The sequence below is a fragment of the Trinickia terrae genome (assembly GCF_005144415.1).
GTDB classification, from domain to species: Bacteria; Pseudomonadota; Gammaproteobacteria; order Burkholderiales; family Burkholderiaceae; genus Trinickia_A; species Trinickia_A terrae.
Map to the genome: position 1 here is coordinate 1 of NZ_SWJE01000025.1, position 21,543 is coordinate 21,543.

At 64.4% G+C, this 21,543-nt stretch carries 19 protein-coding genes; 14 read left to right on the forward strand and 5 right to left on the reverse strand.

What is annotated here, in order from left to right:
- Positions 1 to 284, forward strand: a 284-nt coding sequence (locus FAZ69_RS33630) for a hypothetical protein (protein WP_206171251.1), incomplete at its 5' end; no start/stop codon positions are given.
- Positions 285 to 312: 28 nt separating this feature from the next.
- Here the strand turns inward: FAZ69_RS33630 and FAZ69_RS30965 are convergent.
- Positions 313 to 1,593 (reverse strand): SGNH/GDSL hydrolase family protein, encoded by a 1,281-nt coding sequence (locus FAZ69_RS30965; protein WP_136898927.1) that lies wholly within the window; start codon positions 1,591 to 1,593, stop codon positions 313 to 315.
- 253 nt (positions 1,594 to 1,846) lie between these two features.
- Here FAZ69_RS30965 and FAZ69_RS30970 point away from each other — a divergent pair, with 253 nt between their 5' ends.
- From FAZ69_RS30970 to FAZ69_RS30980, 3 genes are read left to right on the forward strand one after another with little or no spacing between them, the layout of a single operon-like run.
- Positions 1,847 to 2,227: a hypothetical protein gene (locus FAZ69_RS30970; protein ID WP_240702538.1), complete on the forward strand. Its 381-nt coding sequence runs from the start codon at positions 1,847 to 1,849 to the stop codon at positions 2,225 to 2,227.
- A 15-nt stretch (positions 2,228 to 2,242) separates the two neighbouring features.
- Positions 2,243 to 2,668 carry a hypothetical protein gene (locus FAZ69_RS30975; protein ID WP_136898929.1) on the forward strand — a complete coding sequence of 142 codons (426 nt, stop codon included), beginning with the start codon at positions 2,243 to 2,245 and terminating at the stop codon, positions 2,666 to 2,668.
- Positions 2,669 to 2,694: 26 nt separating this feature from the next.
- Positions 2,695 to 3,177 (forward strand): lytic transglycosylase domain-containing protein, encoded by a 483-nt coding sequence (locus tag FAZ69_RS30980; protein WP_169708824.1) that lies wholly within the window; start codon positions 2,695 to 2,697, stop codon positions 3,175 to 3,177.
- A 55-nt stretch (positions 3,178 to 3,232) separates the two neighbouring features.
- Here FAZ69_RS30980 and zwf read toward each other — a convergent pair whose 3' ends face one another.
- A complete protein-coding gene (gene zwf, locus FAZ69_RS30985) occupies positions 3,233 to 4,705 on the reverse strand; it encodes a glucose-6-phosphate dehydrogenase (RefSeq protein WP_136898931.1) in 1,473 nt (490 codons plus the stop codon).
- Between the two features lie 275 nt (positions 4,706 to 4,980).
- On the opposite strand from zwf, the gene paaA reads away from it, so the two are divergent.
- From paaA to FAZ69_RS31025, 8 genes are all read left to right on the forward strand, one after another.
- Positions 4,981 to 5,982 carry a 1,2-phenylacetyl-CoA epoxidase subunit PaaA gene (paaA, locus tag FAZ69_RS30990; protein WP_136898933.1) on the forward strand — a complete coding sequence of 334 codons (1,002 nt, stop codon included), beginning with the start codon at positions 4,981 to 4,983 and terminating at the stop codon, positions 5,980 to 5,982.
- 81 nt (positions 5,983 to 6,063) lie between these two features.
- Positions 6,064 to 6,348, forward strand: coding sequence for a 1,2-phenylacetyl-CoA epoxidase subunit PaaB (paaB, locus tag FAZ69_RS30995; RefSeq protein WP_136898935.1), 285 nt, complete (start codon positions 6,064 to 6,066; stop codon positions 6,346 to 6,348).
- Positions 6,349 to 6,355: 7 nt separating this feature from the next.
- A complete protein-coding gene (gene paaC / locus FAZ69_RS31000; RefSeq protein ID WP_136898937.1) occupies positions 6,356 to 7,159 on the forward strand; it encodes a 1,2-phenylacetyl-CoA epoxidase subunit PaaC in 804 nt (267 codons plus the stop codon).
- 41 nt (positions 7,160 to 7,200) lie between these two features.
- Entirely contained in the window at positions 7,201 to 7,740 is a 540-nt protein-coding gene (paaD, locus tag FAZ69_RS31005; RefSeq protein WP_136898939.1) for a 1,2-phenylacetyl-CoA epoxidase subunit PaaD, read from the forward strand.
- A gap of 2 nt (positions 7,741 to 7,742) precedes the next feature.
- Positions 7,743 to 8,831, forward strand: a complete 1,089-nt coding sequence (gene paaE, locus FAZ69_RS31010; protein WP_136898941.1) for a 1,2-phenylacetyl-CoA epoxidase subunit PaaE — start codon at positions 7,743 to 7,745, stop codon at positions 8,829 to 8,831.
- 103 nt (positions 8,832 to 8,934) lie between these two features.
- Complete coding sequence (locus tag FAZ69_RS31015) at positions 8,935 to 9,771, forward strand: DUF1835 domain-containing protein (RefSeq protein ID WP_136898943.1); 837 nt, start codon at positions 8,935 to 8,937, stop codon at positions 9,769 to 9,771.
- Between the two features lie 29 nt (positions 9,772 to 9,800).
- Positions 9,801 to 10,406: a TetR/AcrR family transcriptional regulator gene (locus tag FAZ69_RS31020; protein ID WP_136898945.1), complete on the forward strand. Its 606-nt coding sequence runs from the start codon at positions 9,801 to 9,803 to the stop codon at positions 10,404 to 10,406.
- Between the two features lie 234 nt (positions 10,407 to 10,640).
- Positions 10,641 to 11,309 (forward strand): GNAT family N-acetyltransferase, encoded by a 669-nt coding sequence (locus FAZ69_RS31025; protein WP_136899046.1) that lies wholly within the window; start codon positions 10,641 to 10,643, stop codon positions 11,307 to 11,309.
- 76 nt (positions 11,310 to 11,385) lie between these two features.
- On the opposite strand, the gene FAZ69_RS31030 is transcribed toward FAZ69_RS31025, so the two are convergent.
- Positions 11,386 to 11,910 carry an Lrp/AsnC family transcriptional regulator gene (locus FAZ69_RS31030; protein ID WP_136898947.1) on the reverse strand — a complete coding sequence of 175 codons (525 nt, stop codon included), beginning with the start codon at positions 11,908 to 11,910 and terminating at the stop codon, positions 11,386 to 11,388.
- 143 nt (positions 11,911 to 12,053) lie between these two features.
- Between FAZ69_RS31030 and hppD the strand changes: the two genes are divergently transcribed.
- Positions 12,054 to 13,151: a 4-hydroxyphenylpyruvate dioxygenase gene (hppD, locus tag FAZ69_RS31035; RefSeq protein WP_136898949.1), complete on the forward strand. Its 1,098-nt coding sequence runs from the start codon at positions 12,054 to 12,056 to the stop codon at positions 13,149 to 13,151.
- A 129-nt stretch (positions 13,152 to 13,280) separates the two neighbouring features.
- On the opposite strand, the gene FAZ69_RS31040 is transcribed toward hppD, so the two are convergent.
- Positions 13,281 to 13,463 (reverse strand): hypothetical protein, encoded by a 183-nt coding sequence (locus FAZ69_RS31040; RefSeq protein ID WP_136898951.1) that lies wholly within the window; start codon positions 13,461 to 13,463, stop codon positions 13,281 to 13,283.
- A gap of 384 nt (positions 13,464 to 13,847) precedes the next feature.
- Between FAZ69_RS31040 and FAZ69_RS31045 the strand changes: the two genes are divergently transcribed.
- Positions 13,848 to 17,444, forward strand: coding sequence for an indolepyruvate ferredoxin oxidoreductase family protein (locus FAZ69_RS31045; protein ID WP_136898953.1), 3,597 nt, complete (start codon positions 13,848 to 13,850; stop codon positions 17,442 to 17,444).
- Positions 17,445 to 17,570: 126 nt separating this feature from the next.
- Here FAZ69_RS31045 and FAZ69_RS31050 read toward each other — a convergent pair whose 3' ends face one another.
- A complete protein-coding gene (locus FAZ69_RS31050) occupies positions 17,571 to 21,323 on the reverse strand; it encodes an ESPR-type extended signal peptide-containing protein (protein WP_169708825.1) in 3,753 nt (1,250 codons plus the stop codon).
- Positions 21,324 to 21,543: the final 220 nt, after the last annotated feature.

The window sequence follows — 21,543 nt, forward strand, 5'->3', positions numbered from 1 at the left end:
ATGTCGGCAAGCTCCGAAGAACCCGCCCGCGTCGCCATCAAGCGCCCACACTTATCGGCTGTAAATTGTTAAAGATCGCATCGCTCAACAGCACCCAACTTCGCTACCGTCTTGCGTCGCTGCATCAGCAGCAGAGAAACGAGATTATGAAGAACCTTTTGCACCCCGTCAACAAGTTTTTTTGCATTCGCTTAAATCTTGCTGACTTTGCGGCCGCTGGTTTCTGCAGCGGCTCTCGCTTCAAAAACGAGGAAGCGAATAGTAGGCCAATCATCGCTCCGTGACAAGGGTGTGACGCAACTTTCTTCGCGCTCAGCGATGCGCCGCCTCTGTTGGCATCGGAAGCGGGGCCGCCTCGGCCATTGCCGCATAGCCCGCGTCGCTCGGATGAATGTGGTCGCCGCTGTCGTAACGCGGCAGCAGGCGCTCCGGATGCGCAGGGTCGCGCAACGCGGCGTCGAAGTCGACCACGCCATCGAACGCGCCGCCCTTGCGAATCCATTGGTTGATCGACAAACGCAGTTCCTCACGCTCGCGCGGTAGCGACGCCGGCGTCAGGGTGGCGCCGAAAATCCGCAAACCATGCCGATGCGCCGCCGCAATCACCTCCTCGTAGCCGGCGATCAAGCTTTGCGCCGTCACCGGCGTGTGCGGGAAGTCGCAGTCGAGACCCGCGCGCGGCGGCATCGACGGGAAGTTGATGTCGTTGATCCCGATCAGCAGGACCACCGCCTTCACGCCCGGATGCGCTAGCACGTCGCGGTCGAAGCGACGCACAATTGCGTCGCCGTAGCAAGGGGAGTCGCTCAGAAGTCGGTTGCCGCTGATCCCCAGGTTCAAAATCGCGGTCGAGCGATTGCCCGTAGAGGCGAGCCGGCGCGCAAACGCGTCCGGCCAGCGCTGGTTCCGGTTCAGACTCGAGCGCATGCCGTCGGTGATCGAGTCGCCGATCGCGGCAATCGCCGCCGAAGACGGCGCGTCGACCGTCAGCGCCGTTACCCACGCATATTGGGTGAATCTCGTCCGATAGGCCTCCGCTCCAGGATCGGCAGCGTGGTTGCCAAGCGTCGACACGTAATTGACCTGGTTCGAGACGCGGTGCCATACGGCGAGCGTCTGTTGCGGTCCCATATAGGTGCTGATCACATACGGTGCGCCCGCGACGATTTCCGTCGACACCGTGTCGCTATCCAGCTCCCCCCCGGGCGGTACCACAGCGGACTTGCGCCCGGCAAACGTCACCTGCATCGAGCTACCACCTCTCAGCGCCGCGCCACCGGCCGATTGCGCGATCTGCACGTCTCCCAGAACCAGCGGCTCCCTGCCGTAGGCATTACTGAAGTGGACACGCACCCCGTGGCCGGACAACGTCGGGTAAACAATCTGCCGCACCGTGCGTCCGGCCACTTCCGGCGCGCGGTAGAGCGGCGGCAGGTCAGCGCGATTCGGAATCGGTTGGAGCGCTGTCGCCCAGGAAGTGACCCAATGGGAGGGTGTGTCGCCGGCAATGGCGGCAGGGATCGCGAAGAATTGCGAAATCAGTGCCGCGCCGCATGCCGTAGCGCTCAGGGCGATAAGTTTACGAAAGGCCATTCAGATGACGTCGATGTCGGGCGAGACGACAATTGTGCCTGATCGATTGGCGTTTACGCCGCGAGCCGGCGCGCGATCTGCCGACACTTTCATCATACAAGTGCACCAGCCAAACACTCCTAAGGAAGCGCTTAAAAACAAACCATTCCTCTGATGATGGCCCGCATCCCTTGTCGCACGGCAATCGTTTGCGCGAGGCCTAAACCATTCGTTTTACCTGCCGATAAGGCAACTCTAGTCGTGGGAGAGACACGTGAAACTGCTTATCGGCCTCGTCATCGTGGCGGCCCTATCCGGGTGCGCCCAATTCCAGTCGCAGCGTCCGGACGCCAGCGCAAACGCCGGCGCGCCCGCCGCCGCATCCAAGAAAATCGTCGACTTCGTCGTTCCGGCCGACGCGCTCGGCGCCCGCGATCCCCAACTGACTGAGGTGCTCGCCAAAGTGGGCTCCGTGGCGTCGAAGCAGCCGCAGCCGACGACCGTCGTCGTCGCCGCCCTGCCGCAGGATTTCGCTTATCTGAATCAGTCAGTGAAGCGCGGGATCGCCCCGCAGCGGATGACTGCCGTCCGGCTCGAAAACGTCGCCGTGGGCAGCTGCCAGCCCTACAGCGTCCAGGTCAAGCCGACCGAGTAACCGGGAGCCTTCGCGATGTTCCGACTCATGATCTCCGTCGCCGCGCTCGCGTGCGGCACAGCGTGCGCCGCACCGCCCGCCGACGAGGCGCAAGCCGCCGTCAACCCGATCGATGCGGCCAAGCCGTTCGCGATCAAGCCGACCACGGCGAGCGCCGCCCCGAACCAGGTCTTCCCGCCGATTCCGTCGTTTGCGTCGCTACCGCCAACCTCGAGCGACAGCGACGACGACTCGTCCGCGCCCGCCGGGCCCCGGCATTCGAAAAAGGGACACCGCGCCCCGCCTCGCAAAGCCCCCGAGATGCAAGTGCACATGGTCGTCAGCGACGAGTCGCACGCCTACCTGACGGGCGTGGAAACGCAACTCGACTCGCTCCTGCAAGCGCCGTCGCATGACCGGCATGTCGCCGCCGGATCGGTGGCGGTCGCATTGACGCGCTAGCGCGCCGCACAAAGCCGAGGTCCGCCATGATCATGAATTCGATGCTTGCCATGACAGCGCTGCGCCGCGCCGCCATCGCTTCGCTGCTTGCCTTGCTGGGCTTCTCGCTGCCGGCGGTGAGCCATGCCGACGACAACTGTTTCGATCGCGCCGGCGCGTACCAGGGCGTGAACCCCGTGATTCTGCGAGCGATCGCCTGGTTCGAGTCGAAGGGCAACCCCGACGCCGTGCATCGCAACTCCGACGGCAGCATCGACGTCGGCCAGGCACAGATCAACTCGGTCCACTTCGGCGAGCTGCGCCGCTACGGCGTGCCGCCCGGCGCGCTCAAGGACGCCTGCGTGAACGTCTACGTGGCCGCGTGGCTGCTCAAGCAGAAGATGATTCGCTACGGCAACACCTGGAAGGCGATCGGCGCCTATCACTCGGAGACCCCGCAGCCGCGCGACCAGTACGCGCGCGGCATCTACAAAGTGCTGGTGTCGTGGGGCGCTGCGCCCGTCGAGTGAGGACGGCCGAAGCCAGCCCTCTCTCGGCGAAAGCGGCGCAGAGGCGCCGCGCCGATTACGCCTCTTCCGCCCACGACATGTTTTCGCGCGCCATCAGCGCCGACGACGCCGCCGGCCCGTACGTGCCCGCCGTGTAGTTGCGCGGTCGGTCGCCCAACTCCTTCCAGCCGGCGATGACCGGCTCGACCCAGGCCCAGGCCGCTTCGACCTCGTCGCGGCGCATGAAATGGGTCAGGCGCCCGCGGATTACGTCGATGAGCAAGCGCTCGTAGGCTTCCGCGCGGCGCCCGTGGATGGCCTGCTGCAGATCGAGATTCAGGTTGACTGGCAGCATGTGCATGCCGCTGCCGGGCTCTTTCGCAAGCATCTGCAGCTGGATCGATTCTTCAGGCTGCAACTGGATCACGAGGCGGTTGCCGTAGTTGCGCGGGCCGCTCGGGAAGATCGAAAACGGCATATCGGCGAACTCGATGACGATCTCCGAGTGCCGTTTCGGCAAGCGCTTGCCGGTTCGCAGGAAGAACGGCACGTTCGCCCAGCGCCAATTGTTGATGTGCGCCCGCAGCGCGACGAAGGTCTCCGTGCCGCTGCCTGCCGGCACGTTGTCCTCCTCCAGATAGCCCTTGACCGGCTCGCCGTCGACCGCGCCCGCCGTGTACTGCGCGCGCACGGTGTCGCGTGCGATGTCGGCCACCGTCATGCGCCGCAGCGAGCGCAGCACCTTCAGCTTCTCGTCGCGCACGGCATCCGGATCCAACGAAACGGGCGGCTCCATCGCGACGATGCACAAGAGTTGCAGCAAGTGGTTCTGGACCATGTCGCGCAGTGCGCCCGTCTGGTCGTAGAAGCCCGCGCGACTGCCCACGCCGACCGTCTCGGCCACCGTGATCTGCACGCTCTTGATGTACGGCGCCTGCCATAGCGGGCCGAAGATCGCGTTGCCGAAGCGCAGCACCATCAGGTTCTGGACGGTCTCCTTGCCGAGGTAATGGTCGATCCGGTAGATCTGCGACTCCTCGAAGTGACGACCCACCGCTGCGTTGATCGCCTTGGCCGACTCGAGATCGTGGCCGAGCGGCTTCTCGAGCACGACGCGCGCACGGTCGTCGCAAAGTCCGCAGGCCGAGAGGTTGTCGCAGATCGCCGTGAAGAGCTCGGGCGAGGTCGCCAGATAGAAGACGCGCAGCGCGTTGCGCCGGGCCGTCGCGCACAGGCGCGAGTAGTCGCCGGCGGCGCCGATGTCGATTCGCACGTACTCGAACAGCGCGAGGAATTTGTCCCACGCCTGCGAATCCAGCGCATCCTTCTCGACGAAGGGCCGCGAGTGCTCGTCCATGAAGGCGAGGTATTGCTCGCGCGTCCAATCCTTGCGGCCGATGGCGATGATCCGCGTGTCGCCAGGCAGATTGCCGTGCAGGTGCGCCATGTAGAGCGCCGGCAGCAGCTTGCGCGCGGATAAATCCCCGCCCCCGCCGAAGATGATCATGTCGAGGGGAAGGTCTGGGGCAGTGGAAGGAGACTGGGTCATGATGGGACGTGCCGGATCAAGGGAAAAGGATGAGGAATGTCCTCAGAACAGCAATGGTGCAAGTTTGCCGGATTTTTTGCACGAAGCGCGGGTGGCGGCCTGACCCCTTTTGTACCACGCCCGCCCGGCTTGCCCCCACTGTGCGCCTGACACATGTCAATCCGTCGCTCTCAAGCGCTCCCCCCGCCATCGACGACATCGCAAAATTATTTATTAACCGACCGGTCGGTTGATTTATACTCCAGCAACGACAACTTCGGACGAGAGCGTTCCTCATGTATACGCAATCCCTCGACATCCCCGGCAACGTCGCCCCGCTCGACGCCGCCGCCGATTCGCCCGAACAGCAGGCCCGCTTCGACGCCGTGATGGCGGCCGACGGCAAGATCGAGCCGCAGGACTGGATGCCCGACGCCTACCGCAAGACGCTCGTGCGGCAGATCTCGCAGCACGCGCACTCGGAAATCGTCGGCATGCTGCCCGAGGGCAACTGGATCACCCGCGCGCCGAGCCTGAAGCGCAAGGCGATCCTGCTCGCCAAGGTCCAGGACGAGGCAGGACACGGGCTCTATCTGTATAGCGCAGCCGAGACGCTCGGCGTCTCGCGCGATCAGCTGACCGACGCGCTGCACGCCGGCCGCGCCAAGTATTCGAGCATCTTCAATTATCCGACGCCGACCTGGGCGGACGTCGGCGTGATCGGCTGGCTCGTCGACGGCGCGGCGATCATGAACCAGATCCCGCTGTGCCGCTGCACCTACGGCCCCTACGCGCGCGCGATGATCCGCATCTGCAAGGAGGAGTCGTTCCACCAGCGCCAGGGCTTCGACGCGCTGCTCGCGATGATGAAGGGCACGGAGGCCCAGCGCGAACTGGTCCAGCAGGCCGTGGACCGCTGGTGGTGGCCAGTGCTGATGATGTTCGGGCCGAGCGACAAGGATTCGGTCCACAGCAACCAGTCGGCGAAATGGGGCATCAAGCGCATCACGAACGACGACCTGCGGCAGAAGTTCGTCGACGCGACGGTCGAGCAGGCGAAGGTGCTCGGCGTCACGCTGCCGGACCCCGATCTCAAGTGGAACGAAGCGCGCGGCCATTACGACTACGGCGCGATCGACTGGGACGAGTTCTGGCGCGTCGTGAACGGCGACGGCCCGTGCAACAAGGAACGCCTCGCCACGCGCGTCAAGGCGCACGAAGACGGCGCCTGGGTTCGCGAAGCGGCTCTCGCGCATGCAGAGAAACAGCGCCGCCGCGCGCATCAGGAAGCCGCTTGACGGCGAATCGACGAACTCGTGAGCGCCCGCCCGATGCGGGCGCGAGCAAGACGCAAACAGAATTGAGGAAGGAGTAGTTCGATGGACAAGGAATGGCCGATTTGGGAAGTGTTCGTGCGCAGCAAGCAAGGGCTCGATCACAAGCACTGCGGAAGCCTGCATGCCGCCGACGCCTCGATGGCGCTGCGCATGGCCCGCGACGTCTACACGCGCCGCCAGGAAGGCGTGAGCATCTGGGTGGTGCCCTCGGCGGCGATCACGGCGTCCGACCCGAACGAAAAGGCGGAGATGTTTGAACCGGCCGGCGACAAGATCTATCGCCACCCGACGTTCTTCACGCTGCCCGACGAAGTCAACCACATGTAAGCGCGACATGAAGACTACGCCCCAACATCTCTCGTACGTGCTGCGCCTCGCGGACAACGCGCTGATCCTCGGCCAGCGCAACACCGAATGGTGCGGCCACGGCCCGGTTCTCGAAGAGGACATCGCGCTCGCGAACATGAGCCTCGACCTGATCGGCCAGGCGCGCCTGCTCTACTCGCACGCAGCGGTGCTCGAACTCGCGCTCAGCGGCGCGAGCAAGACCGAGGACGACTACGCGTACCAGCGCGCCGAGCGCGAGTTCCGGAACTACACGCTCGCCGAGCTGCCGCACTTCGGCCCGTTCGCCGGCACCACGCACGCGAACAAGGATTACGCAGTGACGATCGTGCGCAACTTCCTCTATGCGGCGCTCATGGCGCACCTGTGGACGGCGCTCGAAACCTCGAGCGATTCGCAGTTGGCCGCGATCGCCTCGAAGTCGATCAAGGAGACGCGCTACCACCTCCATCACGCGCGCGAATGGCTGATCCGCTTCGGTGACGGCACCGACGAATCGCATCGCCGCGCGCAAGCGGCGCTCGACTACCTGATGCCGTACACGCGCGAGTTCTTCGCCACCGACGCGGTAGAAGAAGCCGTCGCCGCCGAGAGCATCGGTCCGAAAGCCGCCGATTTCGAAGCGGCGTGGCTCGAAGACGTAAAAGCCGCGCTCGAGGAAGCGACGCTCACGCTGCCCGAGCCCGTCGAGCACGTGACGACCGGCAAGCACGGCGAGCATTCCGAGCACATGGGCTACCTGCTCGCGACGATGCAAAGCGTGGCGCGACAGCACCCGGGCGCGACCTGGTAATCGGCCTGCCGATGACGCAAACGGCACAAGGAGTTTCGACGATGACCTCGGCAGCAGCCCTCGCCTCCTCTTCCGACCCAGCCCTCGAACACGCCTGGTCCGCGCTCGAAGCGGTGCCGGACCCGGAGATCCCGGTCGTCTCGATCCGCGAGCTGGGCATCCTGCGCAACGTCAGCCGCGCCGCGGACGGCGCGCTCGAAGTCGTCATCACGCCGACCTACTCGGGCTGTCCGGCGATGTCACAGATCGCGGAGGACGTGGCGCATGCGCTCGATTGCGCGGGGCTCGCGCCGTACCGGATCGACACCGCGCTCGCACCGGCCTGGACGACCGACTGGATCACCGACGAAGCCAAAGAGAAGCTGCGCGCCTACGGCATCGCGCCGCCGACCGGCCAATGCGGAGGCGGCGCCGTCGAGAAGGTCATCCGCTTCGCCCCGCGCCCGCTCGCGGCGCCCGCCTGCCCGCGCTGCGGCTCGGCGCACACCGAGCGCCTCGCGCAGTTCGGCTCGACCGCCTGTAAGGCGCTCTATCGCTGCCTCGATTGCCGCGAACCCTTCGATTACTTCAAACCCTACTGAATATGGCCACCCCGCAATTCCATCCGCTGCGCATCCGCGAGGTGCGGCCCGAAACCGCCGACGCGGTCTCGGTCTCGTTCGAAGTCCCGCTCGAGTTGCGCGACCAATATCGCTTCACGCAAGGGCAGTTCGTCACGCTGAAGACCCGCATTGACGGCGAGGAGATGCGCCGCTCGTATTCGATCTGCGTCGGCGTCACCGATTACGACCGCGACGGCGAGCTGCGCATCGGCATCAAGCGCGTGCGCGGCGGGCGCTTCTCGAACTTCGCGTTCGATACGCTGCAGCCCGGCCACACGATCGACGTGATGACGCCCGACGGCCGCTTCTTCACGCACCTGAACGCCGACCAGGGCAAACAGTACGTCGCGTTCTCGGGCGGCTCTGGCATTACGCCGGTGCTCGCGATCGTCAAGACGACGCTCGAAGTCGAGCCGCGCAGCACATTCACGCTGATCTACGGCAATCGCAGTGTCGACGCGATCATGTTCGCCGAGGAGCTCGAAGACCTGAAGAACCGCTTCATGAATCGCTTCGCGCTGTATCACGTGCTGTCCGACGACCTGCAGGACGTCGAGCTCTTCAACGGCGTGCTCGACCAAGAGAAATGCGCGGCCTTCCTCGACACGCTCGTGCCCGCCGCCGCCATCGACGAAGCGTTCATCTGCGGCCCCGCGCCGATGATGGATGCCGCCGAAGCCGCGCTGAAGAACGCCGGCATCGCAACCGAGAAGATCCACGTCGAGCGCTTCGGCATGCCGCTGCCGCAGGCCGGCGCGCCCGTCGTCGAGATCACCGACGAGACGCCCGCGGCGGACCTCGAGATCGTCCTCGACGGCAAGCGCCGCAAGCTGCGGCTGCCGTACGAAGGCGTGAGCCTGCTCGACGTCGGCCTGCGCGCCGGGCTCGCGCTGCCGTATGCGTGCAAAGGCGGCGTCTGCTGCACGTGCCGCGCGAAGGTCGTCGAAGGCGAGGTTCGGATGGAAAAGAACTACACGCTTGAAGAGCAGGAGATCCGCGACGGCTTCGTGCTGACCTGCCAGTGCCATCCGGTCAGCGAGAAGGTTGTCGTGAGCTACGACGAGCGCTGAGCGGCTGGAGCGCTCACGCTTGTCGCGTACACTAGGGGCCGCTCGCCGGCCGGACGCTTTGGTCCGGCCGGCGAGCGGCCCCTAGTATTCACGCGGTAAGCCGATGAGCCCAATCCACGTCATCCCCGGCGGGTCCGCCGCCGAAGCCTTGCGCGTCGCGCTCCTCCATGCGGGACGAAACGACGAAGTCGTCGAGCTGCGCGACGATCTCGCGATCGGCCCGCTGCGCGGCGCCGACGACATGCCCGACGTTCGCAAAGCGTTCTGGGCGCGCGTGTTCGACGAGACGAGCGTCGACATCGATTTCGCGCAGGAACTCCAGGGCGAAGCCGCGCGCATCGAGCGGATCGTCGCGGCCGAAGCGCAGCTCGTCGTCTGGCATGCGCAAAGCGCCGCCGACCAGCTGATGCTGAGGCGCGTCGCCTACCACCTGCGCGATGCGCCGCAGCGGCTCAACGAAGTGCGCCTGTCGGTCGACGATCTTGGCCCCCGTGCCTTGGAAACGGCGCGTTCCGACCGTGCGACGGCGGCCGGCATGTTCAGCCCCGAGATTCTCGCCGCGAAGCTGCTCGATGCAGCGCCGATCTCCGTGCTGCGCATCGGCCGCCTCGCGCTCGAATGGCAGGAGGTCAAGCAGGCGAATGCGGAAACGCGGCGCTGGCAGGACAACACGTTCAAAAGCGGCAGCTTCGCCGAGCTCGACGCGATTCTCGTCCAGCGCGCGAGCGACGGCTGGCAGGCCGCCGCTCGCGTGGCCGGCGAGCTGATGGCCGCCGACGTCGGCTTTCTGGTCAGCGACTCGATCGCACTCTGGCGCTGCCGGGAAGCCGCCGCGGCGGGACGCATCGAGCTGCGCGGCGCGTCGCCCCACGGCGCGGACTGGCGCACGCTGGAGCTGCGCGCCGCCGTCGCGGCCTGCCACAGCACCGCCCCCCAATAACAACTCAAGACGACTCACCGCCCCACGCCATGGCCCGCACCCGAGCACCCGATCACGAATCCCAGCGCGAGCAGATCCTCGAGCTCGCCGCCGAGAAATTCGCGCAGACGAGCTACCCGAGCACGTCGATGGCCGATCTCGCCGCAGCGAGCGGCACGTCGAAAGCGCGTCTCTATCACTATTACGAGAGCAAGGAGGCGATCCTCTTCGACCTGCTCGACCGCTACACGAAGCGGCTGATGCTGATCATCGCCGAGGTCGAAGGCTCGAGCCAGCGGCGCGGGCTCACCGAGCGCGAAACGTTCGCCGAGCTGGTGCGCGCGTTTCTCGTCGAGTACGAGACGTCGCACAGCCGCCATGTCGCGCTCCTGAACGACGTCAAATATCTCGTCGAGACGCAGCGCGAGATCGTGCTCAACCGTCAGCGCGACATCGTCGCGGCGTTCGCCCGCCAGCTCGCCCGCGCCTATCCGGAGCGCGCCACGAAGGAAAACCAGACCGCGCTCACGATGATGGTGTTCGGCATGATCAACTGGACGTTCACCTGGCTCAAGCCGGGCGGCCCGCTGGGGTACCGCGAATTCGCCGATCAGGTCGTCAGCGTCCTCGATCACGGGTTGCGCCCCGAGCCGTGATCTCGCACAGCAGCATGTTCGCGGCAGCGTCCGATTGCCACAACCGCAGGTGATGCAATTGCGCAACGCAATATGCATATCCTTATAAAACAATAACTTACACCACAATTCCCCAGAAACTAGAAGCCGCACTCAGTCTGGAATCCGGGTTTTCCCTAGTCCACGGTGTACCTTTCCGTTAAAATGCATATTGCGTTGCAGCAATGTCGCACCTGATGAAAAGGAGAACCCATGATGAAATTGCACCGTAACCGCGCCGCCGAGCCGATCGAGACTTCCGATCGTCCGTTGCAAGCCGCTGTTCGCGCGCCTGCTCTCGTCCGGGAACTGACTTCCAATGACCGCGAGCGCCTGCTCACGCACTTCCTCGCGCTCGGTTCAGACGATCGTCTGCTGCGTTTCGGTCAAATCGTGCCGGATCACGTGATCGAAAACTACGTCCGCATGATCGACTTCTCGCGCGATACCGTGTTCGGCGTGTTCGGCGACGACCTCGAACTGGTGGGCGTCGGCCATCTGGCCTACCTGCCCGCCGAAGGCGACAAGCGCACCGCGGAATTCGGCGTCTCGGTGCTGGAAAGCTCGCGCGGCCATGGCATCGGCACCAAGCTCTTCGAGCGCGCGGCAATCCGCAGCCGCAACTCGCACGTCAGCCAGCTCTATATGCACTGCCTGTCGCGCAACTCGACGATGATGCACATCGCGAAGAAGGCCGGCATGAAGATCGAATATGCGTATGGCGAAGCCGATGCCTACCTGACGCTGCCGCCGGCCGACCAGACCAGCATCATCGCGGAAATGCTCCAGGAGCAAGCTGCGGTGTTCGATTACGCGATCAAGCGCCAGATGCGCCGCACGACACAATTCATCGAAGCGATGGTGCCGTCGGATCTCGCGGCCTGATCGCCTTCCCCGGCTGATTCAATAACGCGGGCGGCCTCTTGCAGGCCGCCCGCGTTGCTTATGGCGCCGCGCTTGCTCAGCGGATCGGCAGCGCGGTCGTCTCCTTGACGCGCTCGAGCGAAAAGCTCGTCTTCACGTCGATCACCGACGAATGGTGCAGCAACTGCTCCTGCACGAAGCGCGAGAAGTGCGCCATGTCCTCGACCTGCACGCGCAGCAGGTAATCCATATCGCCCGCCATCGCATGGCAGGCGACCACCTCCGGCCAAGTCTGCACGGCTGCTTTGAACAGCTCCGCGTGCGTCGCCCCCGCGCGCACCGATGCGTCGCCGCGCCGCCCCGGCAAAACATCGGCCGGACTGCCGCGCTTTTCGAGCCGTACGTTCACGTACGCGAGCAGGTCGAGCCCGAGCTTCTGCGCGTCGAGCAGCGCGACGTAGCCGCGAATCACCCCGCTCTCCTCCAGCCGCCGGATGCGCCGCAGGCAAGGGCTCGGCGACAGGTTCACGCGCTCCGCGATGTCCTGGTTCGAGAGGCGGCCATTCTCCTGAAGAACCGCAAGAATTCGCCTGTCGACGGCATCCAGTTCGATGGCAGCCATTTCCCGTCTCCAATCACATTATTTAAGGCAGTAAATTGCGCCATCGTAGCCACAGCCGATTAAGTTCGCAAGTTTCCGCCGCGCCTCGCGCTCTACACTTGCGTCTATTCAACACGGCTAACGGCCCCCGTCAGGAGACACACATGCAGTTCCAACCCTGGGATAACCCCGTCGGCACCGACGGCTTCGAGTTCATCGAGTACACCGCGCCGGACCCGAAAGCGCTCGGGCAATTGTTCGAGAAGATGGGCTTCACGGCCATCGCGCGGCATCGCCACAAGGACGTGACGCTGTACCGCCAGGGCGGCATCAACTTCATCGTCAACGCCGATCCGGATTCGTTCGCGCAGCGCTTCGCGCGCCTGCACGGCCCGTCGATCTGCGCGATCGCGTTTCGCGTGCAAGACGCCGCCAAGGCCTACAAGCACGCGCTCGAACTCGGCGCCTGGGGCTTCGACAACAAGACCGGTCCGATGGAGCTGAACATCCCGGCAATCAAGGGCATCGGCGATTCGTTGATCTACTTCGTCGACCGCTGGCGCGGCAAGAACGGCGCGCAGCCGAACAGCATCGGCGACATCGACATCTACGACGTCGACTTCGAGCCGATCCCCGGCGCCGACCAGAACCCCGCCGGCCACGGCCTCACCTATATCGATCACCTGACGCACAACGTCCACCGCGGCCGCATGCAGGAATGGGCGTCGTTCTACGAGCGTCTCTTCAACTTCCGCGAGGTCCGCTACTTCGACATCGAAGGCAAGGTGACGGGCGTGAAGTCGAAGGCGATGACCTCGCCGTGCGGCAAGATCCGCATCCCGATCAACGAGGAAGGCTCGGAGACGGCCGGCCAGATCCAGGAGTACCTCGACGCGTATCACGGCGAAGGCATCCAGCACATCGCGCTCGGCTCGACCGATATCTATCGCACCGTCGACGGCCTGCGCGCGTCGAACATCAAGCTGCTCGACACGATCGACACGTACTACGAGCTCGTCGACCGCCGCGTGCCCGATCACGGCGAGCCGCTCGACGAGTTGAAGAAGCGCAAGATCCTGATCGACGGCGCGAAGGAAGACCTGCTGCTGCAGATCTTCACCGAGAACCAGATCGGCCCGATCTTCTTCGAGATCATCCAGCGCAAGGGCAATCAGGGCTTCGGCGAGGGCAACTTCAAGGCGCTGTTCGAGTCGATCGAGCTCGATCAGATCCGGCGCGGCGTCGTGCAGGACAAGAACTGATAAGCGGGGGCTTTGAGCGCGTCGCACGCCGACTGCGGCGACGCGCTACCTAAAAACAAAAGGACCGTAAGTAGAAAGGGCGAAGATCTCGCGATCTTCGCCCTTTTGCTTTTCCGCGTGGCTCGCGCGTCAGAAGCGCGTGTCCTCGATCGTCAAATGGACCTGGTGCGTGTCCGCTGCAGCCTCGGCGGTCTGCGCCGTGTGCGCGACCGCTGCCGCGAGCGTGTTGCCGCTGGTCGCCCGAACCGGCGCGCTCATCGCGAAGAACGCGGCGGAGACCATGAGGAAGGTCTGGATATTCCGAGTGTTCATAGAGACTCCTTTTTCTACACTGCAAAACTGCCTTTCGGCCGCGACGCACCTTACAGAGCCTCGCGGCGCTGCGCCTACGCGCAGATCAAGCAAGTGGGGAATTAGACAGAGGTTCTATGACCGGTTCCGCCTGTGCACGAGGTTTTACAGGACGTTACAGAACGCCAAATTCCGTTGCATCCCGCGCCGCCCGGCGTAATCGGCATGTCACAAACCGTGGTTAGCCGCGTCAGATAAGGCTTTATCGGCGCTCTGCGGCGGGTTTCCACCAGTGCTAGGATTTCTCGAAAACCGTCAATATAGCGGCCCCGGCCGGAGCGTTCACAAGATGTTCCAGGCCCAGAAGTTTTGGCGATCCCAGACTGGGTTGGAGGAGTCCACATAATGAATGCCCCGCTAGACGCTGGTCAGCGAGCCTCGCTCGAAGCCGCGTTGAATTCCGTCACGCTAGACGACAAATACACGCTCGAACGCGGCCGCGCGTACATGAGCGGCATCCAGGCGCTGGTGCGCCTGCCGATGCTGCAGCAGGAACGCGACAAGGCCGCCGGGCTCAATACGGCCGGCTTCATCTCCGGCTATCGCGGCTCCCCGCTCGGCGGGCTCGACCTCTCCCTCTGGAAAGCGAAGAAGCACCTCGCAGCCCACCAGGTGGTGTTCCAGCCCGGCATCAATGAAGACCTCGCCGCGACCGCGGTCTGGGGCTCGCAGCAAGTCAATCTCTACCCCGGCGCGAAGTACGACGGGGTGTTCTCGATGTGGTACGGCAAGGGTCCGGGCGTGGACCGCACCGGCGACGTGTTCAAGCACGGCAACTCGGCCGGCTCGTCGCAGCACGGCGGCGTGCTCGTGCTCGCCGGCGACGACCACGCGGCCAAATCGTCGACGCTCGCGCATCAGTCCGAGCACATCTTCAAGGCGTGCGGCCTGCCGGTGCTGTTCCCGTCGAACGTGCAGGAATATCTCGACTTCGGCCTGCACGGCTGGGCGATGAGCCGCTACTCGGGCCTCTGGGTCGCGATGAAGTGCGTGACCGACGTCGTCGAATCGTCGGCCTCGGTCGATATCGATCCGCACCGCACGCAGATCGTGCTGCCCGCCGATTTCGCGATGCCCGACGGCGGCCTAAATATCCGCTGGCCCGATCCGCCGCTCGTCCAGGAAGCGCGCCTGCTCGACTACAAGTGGTACGCGGCGCTCGCGTACGTGCGCGCGAACAAGCTCGACCGCGTCGAGATCGACTCGCCGCATGCGCGCTTCGGCATCATCACCGGCGGCAAGGCGTACCTCGACGTGCGCCAGGCGCTCGTCGACCTCGGCCTCGACGACGAAACCTGCTCGCGCATCGGCATTCGTCTCTACAAGGTCGGCTGCGTGTGGCCGCTCGAAGCGCAAGGCGCGCACGCGTTCGCACGCGGGCTCGACGAAATTCTCGTCGTCGAGGAAAAGCGCCAGATTCTCGAATACGCGATCAAGGAAGAGCTGTACAACTGGCCGGACGGCCAGCGTCCGCGCGTGTTCGGCAAGTTCGACGAGAAGGACGGCGCGGGCGGCGAATGGTCGGTGCCGATGGGCAACTGGCTGCTGCCCGCGCACTACGAGCTGTCGCCGGCGATCATCGCGAAGGCTATCGCGACGCGGCTCGACAAGTTCGACCTGCCGTCCGACGTGCGCGAGCGCATCGCTGCGCGCATCGCCGTGATCGAAGCGAAGGAGACAGCGCTCGCGAAGCCGCGCGTCGAAGCCGAGCGCAAGCCGTGGTTCTGCTCGGGCTGCCCGCACAACACGTCGACGAACGTGCCGGAAGGCTCGCGCGCAATGGCCGGCATCGGCTGCCACTACATGACCGTCTGGATGGACCGCAACACGAGCACGTTCAGCCAGATGGGCGGCGAAGGGGTCGCGTGGACCGGTCAGGCGCCGTTCACGACCGAGAAGCACGTGTTCGCGAACCTCGGCGACGGCACCTACTTCCACTCGGGGCTGCTCGCGATTCGCGCGTCGATCGCGTCGAAGGCGAACATCACCTACAAGATCCTCTATAACGACGCGGTCGCGATGACGGGTGGGCAGCCTGTCGACGGCGTGCTGACCGTGCCGCAGATCACGCATCAGCTGGCGGCCGAAGGCGCGGCGAAGATCGTCATCGTCACCGACGAGCCGCAGAAGTACCACGGCACGACGCTGCTCGCGCCGGGCGTGACGATCCATCACCGCGACACGCTCGACGCGATCCAGCGCGAACTGCGCGAGATCGCCGGCACGACGATCCTGATCTACGACCAGACCTGCGCGACCGAAAAACGCCGCCGCCGCAAGAAAGGCGAGTTCCCCGACCCGGCGCGGCGCGTCGTCATCAACGAGGCCGTGTGCGAAGGCTGCGGCGATTGCTCGGTGCAGTCGAACTGCCTGTCGGTCGAGCCGCTCGAAACCGAGTTCGGCACCAAGCGGCAGATCAACCAGTCAAGCTGCAACAAGGACTTCTCGTGCCTGAAGGGCTTCTGCCCGAGTTTCGTGACGGTGGAAGGCGGGCAGTTGAAGAAGCCCAAGGCCGTCGGCGGCGACGTCGGCGAATTGCCGGAGATTCCCGATCCGGAGCTGCCCGCCATCGCCCGGCCGTATGGCGTGCTCGTGACGGGTGTCGGCGGCACCGGCGTCGTGACGATCGGCGCGCTGCTCGGCATGGCGGCGCACCTCGAGCAGAAAGGCGTCACCGTGCTCGACGTGACCGGCCTCGCACAAAAGGGCGGCGCCGTGATGAGCCACGTGCAGATCGCCAACGCGCCCGCCGACATCCACGCCACCCGCATCGCGATGGGCGAAGCGAATCTCGTGATCGGCTGCGACGCGATCGTCACCGCAAGCGACGAATGCACGTCGCGCATGAAGCATGGCGAGACGCGCGTGGTCATCAACAGCGCCAAGACGCCGACCGCCGCGTTCATCAAGAACCCCAACTGGACGTTCCCGGGCGCGAGCACCGAGGCGGACGTGCGCGCAGCGGCAGGCGACGACGTCGATCTCGTCGACGCGAACCATTTCGCTGTCGCGCTGCTAGGCGATGCGATCTATACCAATCCGTTCGTGCTCGGCTACGCGTGGCAGCGCGGCTGGCTGCCGCTCACGCATGAATCGCTGCGGCGCGCGATCGAGCTGAACGCGGTGCAGGTCGAGAAGAATCTCGCCGCGTTCGAATGGGGACGCCGCGCCGCGCACGACTTGGCGAGCGTGAGGCGTGCGGCGTCGCCGGCAAGCACGGGCGTCGCCGTCACCGACGCGACGAGCGCGACGGTCATCACGCTGCACACGAAGAAAGCGGTCGATACGCTGATCACGAAGCGCGTCGAGCAACTGACCTCCTATCAGAACGCGGCCTACGCCAAGCGCTACGCTGCGCTCGTCGACGAAGTTCGCACGGCGGAACGCGCGCTCGACGGCGACGCCGCAAGCGAGCCGCTGACCGAAGCCGTGGCGCGCAATCTGTACAAGCTGATGGCGTACAAGGACGAGTACGAAGTCGCGCGGCTGCAGTCGGACCCGGCATTCCTCGCGAAGCTGGCATCGCAATTCGACGGCGACTGGAAGCTCAACTTCCATCTCGCGCCGCCGACCTTCGCGAAGAAGGACGCGCAAGGCCATCTGGTCAAGAAGCAATACGGCCCGTGGATGATGTCCGCGTTCCGCATCCTTGCGAAGATGAAGTTCCTGCGCGGCACCACGTTCGACATTTTCGGCAGGACCGAGGAGCGCAAGACCGAGCGTGCGCTGATCGGCGAATACGAGGCGCTGGTGCGCGAGTTGATCGGCGGGCTGAAGGCCGGCAAGCTAGCGCTCGCGATCGAGCTCGCGAACCTGCCGGACGGGATTCGCGGCTACGGCCACGTCAAGGAGAACAACCTGCGCGCGGTTCGCGTGAAGTGGAACGACTTGCTCGCGCGGTGGCGCACGCCGGGCGGCGGGAAGGCTCGGCACGCGGCATAAGCGACCATCGTCAGCGCGGTGAATCGATTGGATGGATGGAGAGGCAACCCATTCGATCACCGCTTGCCAACAAAAAAGGCGGCTGCCCTCACGGACAGCCGCCTTTTTCAGTCGCTTCGGCGCTTCTTAGAACTCGTAGCCAACCTGGGCGCGAACCCCGGCTTCGCCGGATTGCGTCATCGATACTGCACCGTTCACCAGCAGGTTGCCGCTGCGCGAACGGTACGTCGCGCCTGCGGCAATCGCGTTGTACCCCTTGTAGTTGGCCGCACCCGCTGCCACCACCGTCTTGCCGGGACCGCTCGGCGTCATGTTCGGCATTGCCATCGCCGCGGCGATACCGCCGTATGCAGCTTTCGCGACCGAGTTGATGCTGTTGTTCATGTCGTTGCGCAATTGATTCAGCTGCCCGTAGTTGACTGCGTCATGCGCGTTCTGGCCGTTGGCGACGTTGGTGATGCGACGCTCGCTGCCTTGCGATCCGACCGAGACCGTGTTGTCTTCGCTGGCCACCGAACCCTGACCCAACGCGACCGAGTTCGCCCCCGTCGCTTGGGCTCCGCTGCCAATTGCAGTCGAGTTTGCACCCGAAGCATTCGAGGATCCGCCGATCGCCACCGATTCCGAACCGGTCGCCGCAGCAGCCGCGCCCGTCGTGTTAACGCTGGTACCCGAGCTACCGGTGGTCTGATTGTTGATCACGCGCTGGTTCAAGTCCGCGACTTGCTGGTTCGTGGCGTACAACTGGGCGCCCGTGACCGCGTCGGTGCTGTCGGCCGACAGCGTGCCGGCCGTCAGGTTCGTCATCGACACCGTCGATGTCGCATCCTCACCGCCAAGCGTGACCTTGTCGTGCGAGGCCGAGTCGTACTGCATCGCGTTCTGCACCACGCCACCACTTGCGATCAAGGTGTTGATCGACTTGATGTCGTCAGTGTTCCGCGTCACTTTCTGGTCAAGGTCATACAGTTGGCCGCCATTGACCGCCTGCGTGCTGCCCGCGCTGATGTCGCCTGCCGCCACGCCCATGAGGGTGCGGGCGCCAGCGGTACCCTGGAAGCTCACGGTCGTGCCGCCAGTCGTGCCCCCCACGCTGATCGCGTTCGTCGTCGCGTCTTGCTGTACCAGGCCGACCGAGCCCGACGAGATCTGCTGTGACAGCTTGCTGATGTCGGTCGTGTTGGTAGCAATGTCCTCGGTGTTCTTGGCTACGTTGGATTTCACAGCCGAAAGCTGACCGTAGTTCACCGCGTCATTCGCGTTCGTGCCGTCGCTCACGTTCGTCAACTTGCGCGTGATCGCGTTGCCATTCGCGTCCTGACCCGCGAAGCTCACCTCCGTGCCGCCCACGTTCTTGCCTACCGTCAGGTTCTTCGTATCCGCGTCTTGTTGCACCAGGCCCACCGAGCCGCTGTCGATCTTGGCGGTGAGATCCGTGATATCACCGGTGTTCTTCGTCACACGGCCATCGAGGTCAGTCAATGCGCCATCCACGTTGGTCAGTGCATCACCCACGCTGTCCACCGTCTTGCCGTTCACCGTGTAGCTCGGGGCCGTCACCGTGCCGTCCGCGCCTACCGTCGAACCGCCTCCCAACGCCGCTGCCGTCGCCTTCGCATTGGCCGCGATGCTCGCTGTGTTCGTCGAGATGTTCGTCGTGTTCGTGGCGATATCTTTCGTGTTCTGGTCTACCGCGCTCTGTACCGTCGACAACTGACTGTAGTTGACCGCGTCGTTCGCGCTCGTGCCCTCGCTCACGTTCGTCAGCTTGCGTGTGATCGCGTTGCCATTCGCATCCTGACCCGCGAAGCTCACTTCCGTGCCGCCCACGCTCTTGCCTACCGTCAGGTTCTTCGTATCCGCGTCTTGTTGCACCAGGCCCACCGAGCCCGAGCCGATTTGCGACGTCAGGTTCGAGACATTCGTGGTCAACGTGTCGATATTGCCCTCGGCCGTCGTCATGCGCGTGCCAAGGCCGCTCACCGTACTCGTCAGATTCGTTACGCTGGTGTTTGTCGCGTTCAGCTGACGCCCCGTCACCGCATCCGTGCTCGCGTCCGACAGCGTCGCATCCTGCAGGTTCGTCACCTTCGTGCCGCTCGCACCGCCCAGCGTCATCGTGCCCTTGTTCGTGTCGTCGTACTTCGCCGCCACGCCGTCCAGCGTGTTCAACTGCGTTTGCGCCGAACCAATCGCCGTGTTGTTCGCCGTGACTCGCGTATCCAAGTCGCTGATGCCGCTTTCCGCCGTGCTAACACGCGTGTCAATGCCGCTCACCGTCGTGCTCAGCGCACCGATGCTCGCCGTATTCTGATCCGCCGTGCTCTTAACCGCCGACAATTGACGCCCCGTCACCGCATCCGTGCTCGCGTCCGACAGCGTCGCATCCTGCAGGTTCGTCACCTTCGTGCCGCTCGCACCGCCCAGCGTCATCGTGCTCCTGGCCGTGCTGTCGTACGTGGCTGCCACGCCGCTCAGCGTGTTCAACTGCGATTGCGCCGCGTTGATCGCCGTATTGTTGTCCGAAGTACGCGTGTCAAGGTTCGTCAACGCGCCTGCCGCATTCGCAAACGTCGCACCGCCGACGCTGTACGACGGCGCCGTGATCGTGCCGTTCGAGCCCACCGTCGCCCCCCCGCCCAGTGCACTCGCGGTTGCCTGCGCGTTGGCCGCAATGCTCGCCGTGTTGGCCGTGATGTTCGTCGCGTTCGCCGTCACTCGGCCATCGAGATTTGACAACGCACCGCCCACATTGGAGAACGCCGTACCGCCGACGGTATAGCTCGGCGCCGAAATCGTGCCGTCCGTACCGACCGCCGAGCCGCCGCCCAGCGCAGCCACCACGCGTGATGCGTTGGTATCGACAACAGTCTTCACGGCCGACACCTGTCCGACGTTGGCTGCGTCGGTGGCCTGCGTCCCGGCGGCGACGTTGGTGATTTGGCGCTGAGCGCTCGACGAACCGACCGAGACCTCACCCATAGAAGTCGTGACGGTCGCTTTGCTGTACGACAGCGGATCAGCCGTACTCGTGACTGCACCGCGGCTGGCAACCGAGTTGTTGCCAAGCGCTACGCCGTAGGTCGCGGAGGCGGTGCTACCCGTGCCAAACGCGATAGCATTGTCAGCAGACACCCCGGCCAGATAGCCCATGGCAATGGAGTTTTGTCCGCTGTTTGTTATGTTCGAACCGATTGAGACGCCGCCAGACTTGGACGACACAATGTTCGCGCCGATCGAGACAGTACTTTGTGCAGAAGCGCCCGTGTTAAAGCCGATCGCAACAGCATTTATGCTGGTCGCGGATGCCGTGTGACCGAGGGCAACCGAATTCCCAGCCGACGCAGTGGCGCCCGAGCCGATAGCCGTCGCGTAGAGCGCTTGATTATTCGTGCCCACCGTACCAGCTGAAGCACCCGCCCCGAAAGCAGCGGAGCCGGCACCATAAGCTTTGGCCATATAGCCAAACGCCGCGGCATAGTCGTCACTCCCGGTCCCCGGGGCATTAACCGCGTCGGCAACTGAAGAGGGTCCCACCGCCACGTCATTCAAGCCGGTCGCGGTGCCTCCACCTGCAACGTAGCTTGTTGCGTGTGCCGATTTCGATTCCAGAGCGAGATCCGCGCCGGCCATGGCAAGGATAACGGCCAGCAATTTGCCGCCGAGCGCGGAACGGGTGCCTTTTGTGTTGCTGCGAGCCAGCTCCGAAACCGCCGTCCAAATGCCGGTAGTTTCGTTCCAGATCACGCGATATGCCTTGTTCACGGTCTTTCCTTTGCAATATTCGGAGCGATTGAAATGAGATGGCACGACATTTCCAACCGATCTCAATACGTCGATTCGGAGCCTAGCTGGAGAAACAGCGGGGAAATGAGACAAGCGTCGCCGCACTAACTAACTGGCTGCCGTGCTTTGAGACCAATTTACAGACACCCAATCCGATACCGAATCAGACAATTCCTAATTTTTATGAGCGGCACATCAAGGATGCTGAAAAGACCTGAATTACCCGTTCGCATTTTTCAGATAGACATTCGACGGGCATAACTCCGCTTGCATCGGCGTTCACTTCCCGCAAACAGGATCCGACGCGCAAAGA

What these genes read in the sequence shown, in the direction of transcription:
- FAZ69_RS30965 (WP_136898927.1), bottom strand. Translation starts at nt 1,593, where the DNA reads ATGGCCTTTCGTAAACTTATCGCCCTGAGCGCTACGGCATGCGGCGCG.
- FAZ69_RS30975 (WP_136898929.1), top strand. Translation starts at nt 2,243, where the DNA reads ATGTTCCGACTCATGATCTCCGTCGCCGCGCTCGCGTGCGGCACAGCG.
- FAZ69_RS30980 (WP_169708824.1), top strand. Translation starts at nt 2,695, where the DNA reads ATGATCATGAATTCGATGCTTGCCATGACAGCGCTGCGCCGCGCCGCC.
- zwf (WP_136898931.1), bottom strand. Translation starts at nt 4,705, where the DNA reads ATGACCCAGTCTCCTTCCACTGCCCCAGACCTTCCCCTCGACATGATC.
- paaA (WP_136898933.1), top strand. Translation starts at nt 4,981, where the DNA reads ATGTATACGCAATCCCTCGACATCCCCGGCAACGTCGCCCCGCTCGAC.
- paaB (WP_136898935.1), top strand. Translation starts at nt 6,064, where the DNA reads ATGGACAAGGAATGGCCGATTTGGGAAGTGTTCGTGCGCAGCAAGCAA.
- paaC (WP_136898937.1), top strand. Translation starts at nt 6,356, where the DNA reads ATGAAGACTACGCCCCAACATCTCTCGTACGTGCTGCGCCTCGCGGAC.
- paaD (WP_136898939.1), top strand. Translation starts at nt 7,201, where the DNA reads ATGACCTCGGCAGCAGCCCTCGCCTCCTCTTCCGACCCAGCCCTCGAA.
- paaE (WP_136898941.1), top strand. Translation starts at nt 7,743, where the DNA reads ATGGCCACCCCGCAATTCCATCCGCTGCGCATCCGCGAGGTGCGGCCC.
- FAZ69_RS31015 (WP_136898943.1), top strand. Translation starts at nt 8,935, where the DNA reads ATGAGCCCAATCCACGTCATCCCCGGCGGGTCCGCCGCCGAAGCCTTG.
- FAZ69_RS31020 (WP_136898945.1), top strand. Translation starts at nt 9,801, where the DNA reads ATGGCCCGCACCCGAGCACCCGATCACGAATCCCAGCGCGAGCAGATC.
- FAZ69_RS31025 (WP_136899046.1), top strand. Translation starts at nt 10,641, where the DNA reads ATGAAATTGCACCGTAACCGCGCCGCCGAGCCGATCGAGACTTCCGAT.
- FAZ69_RS31030 (WP_136898947.1), bottom strand. Translation starts at nt 11,910, where the DNA reads ATGGCTGCCATCGAACTGGATGCCGTCGACAGGCGAATTCTTGCGGTT.
- hppD (WP_136898949.1), top strand. Translation starts at nt 12,054, where the DNA reads ATGCAGTTCCAACCCTGGGATAACCCCGTCGGCACCGACGGCTTCGAG.
- FAZ69_RS31040 (WP_136898951.1), bottom strand. Translation starts at nt 13,463, where the DNA reads ATGAACACTCGGAATATCCAGACCTTCCTCATGGTCTCCGCCGCGTTC.
- FAZ69_RS31045 (WP_136898953.1), top strand. Translation starts at nt 13,848, where the DNA reads ATGAATGCCCCGCTAGACGCTGGTCAGCGAGCCTCGCTCGAAGCCGCG.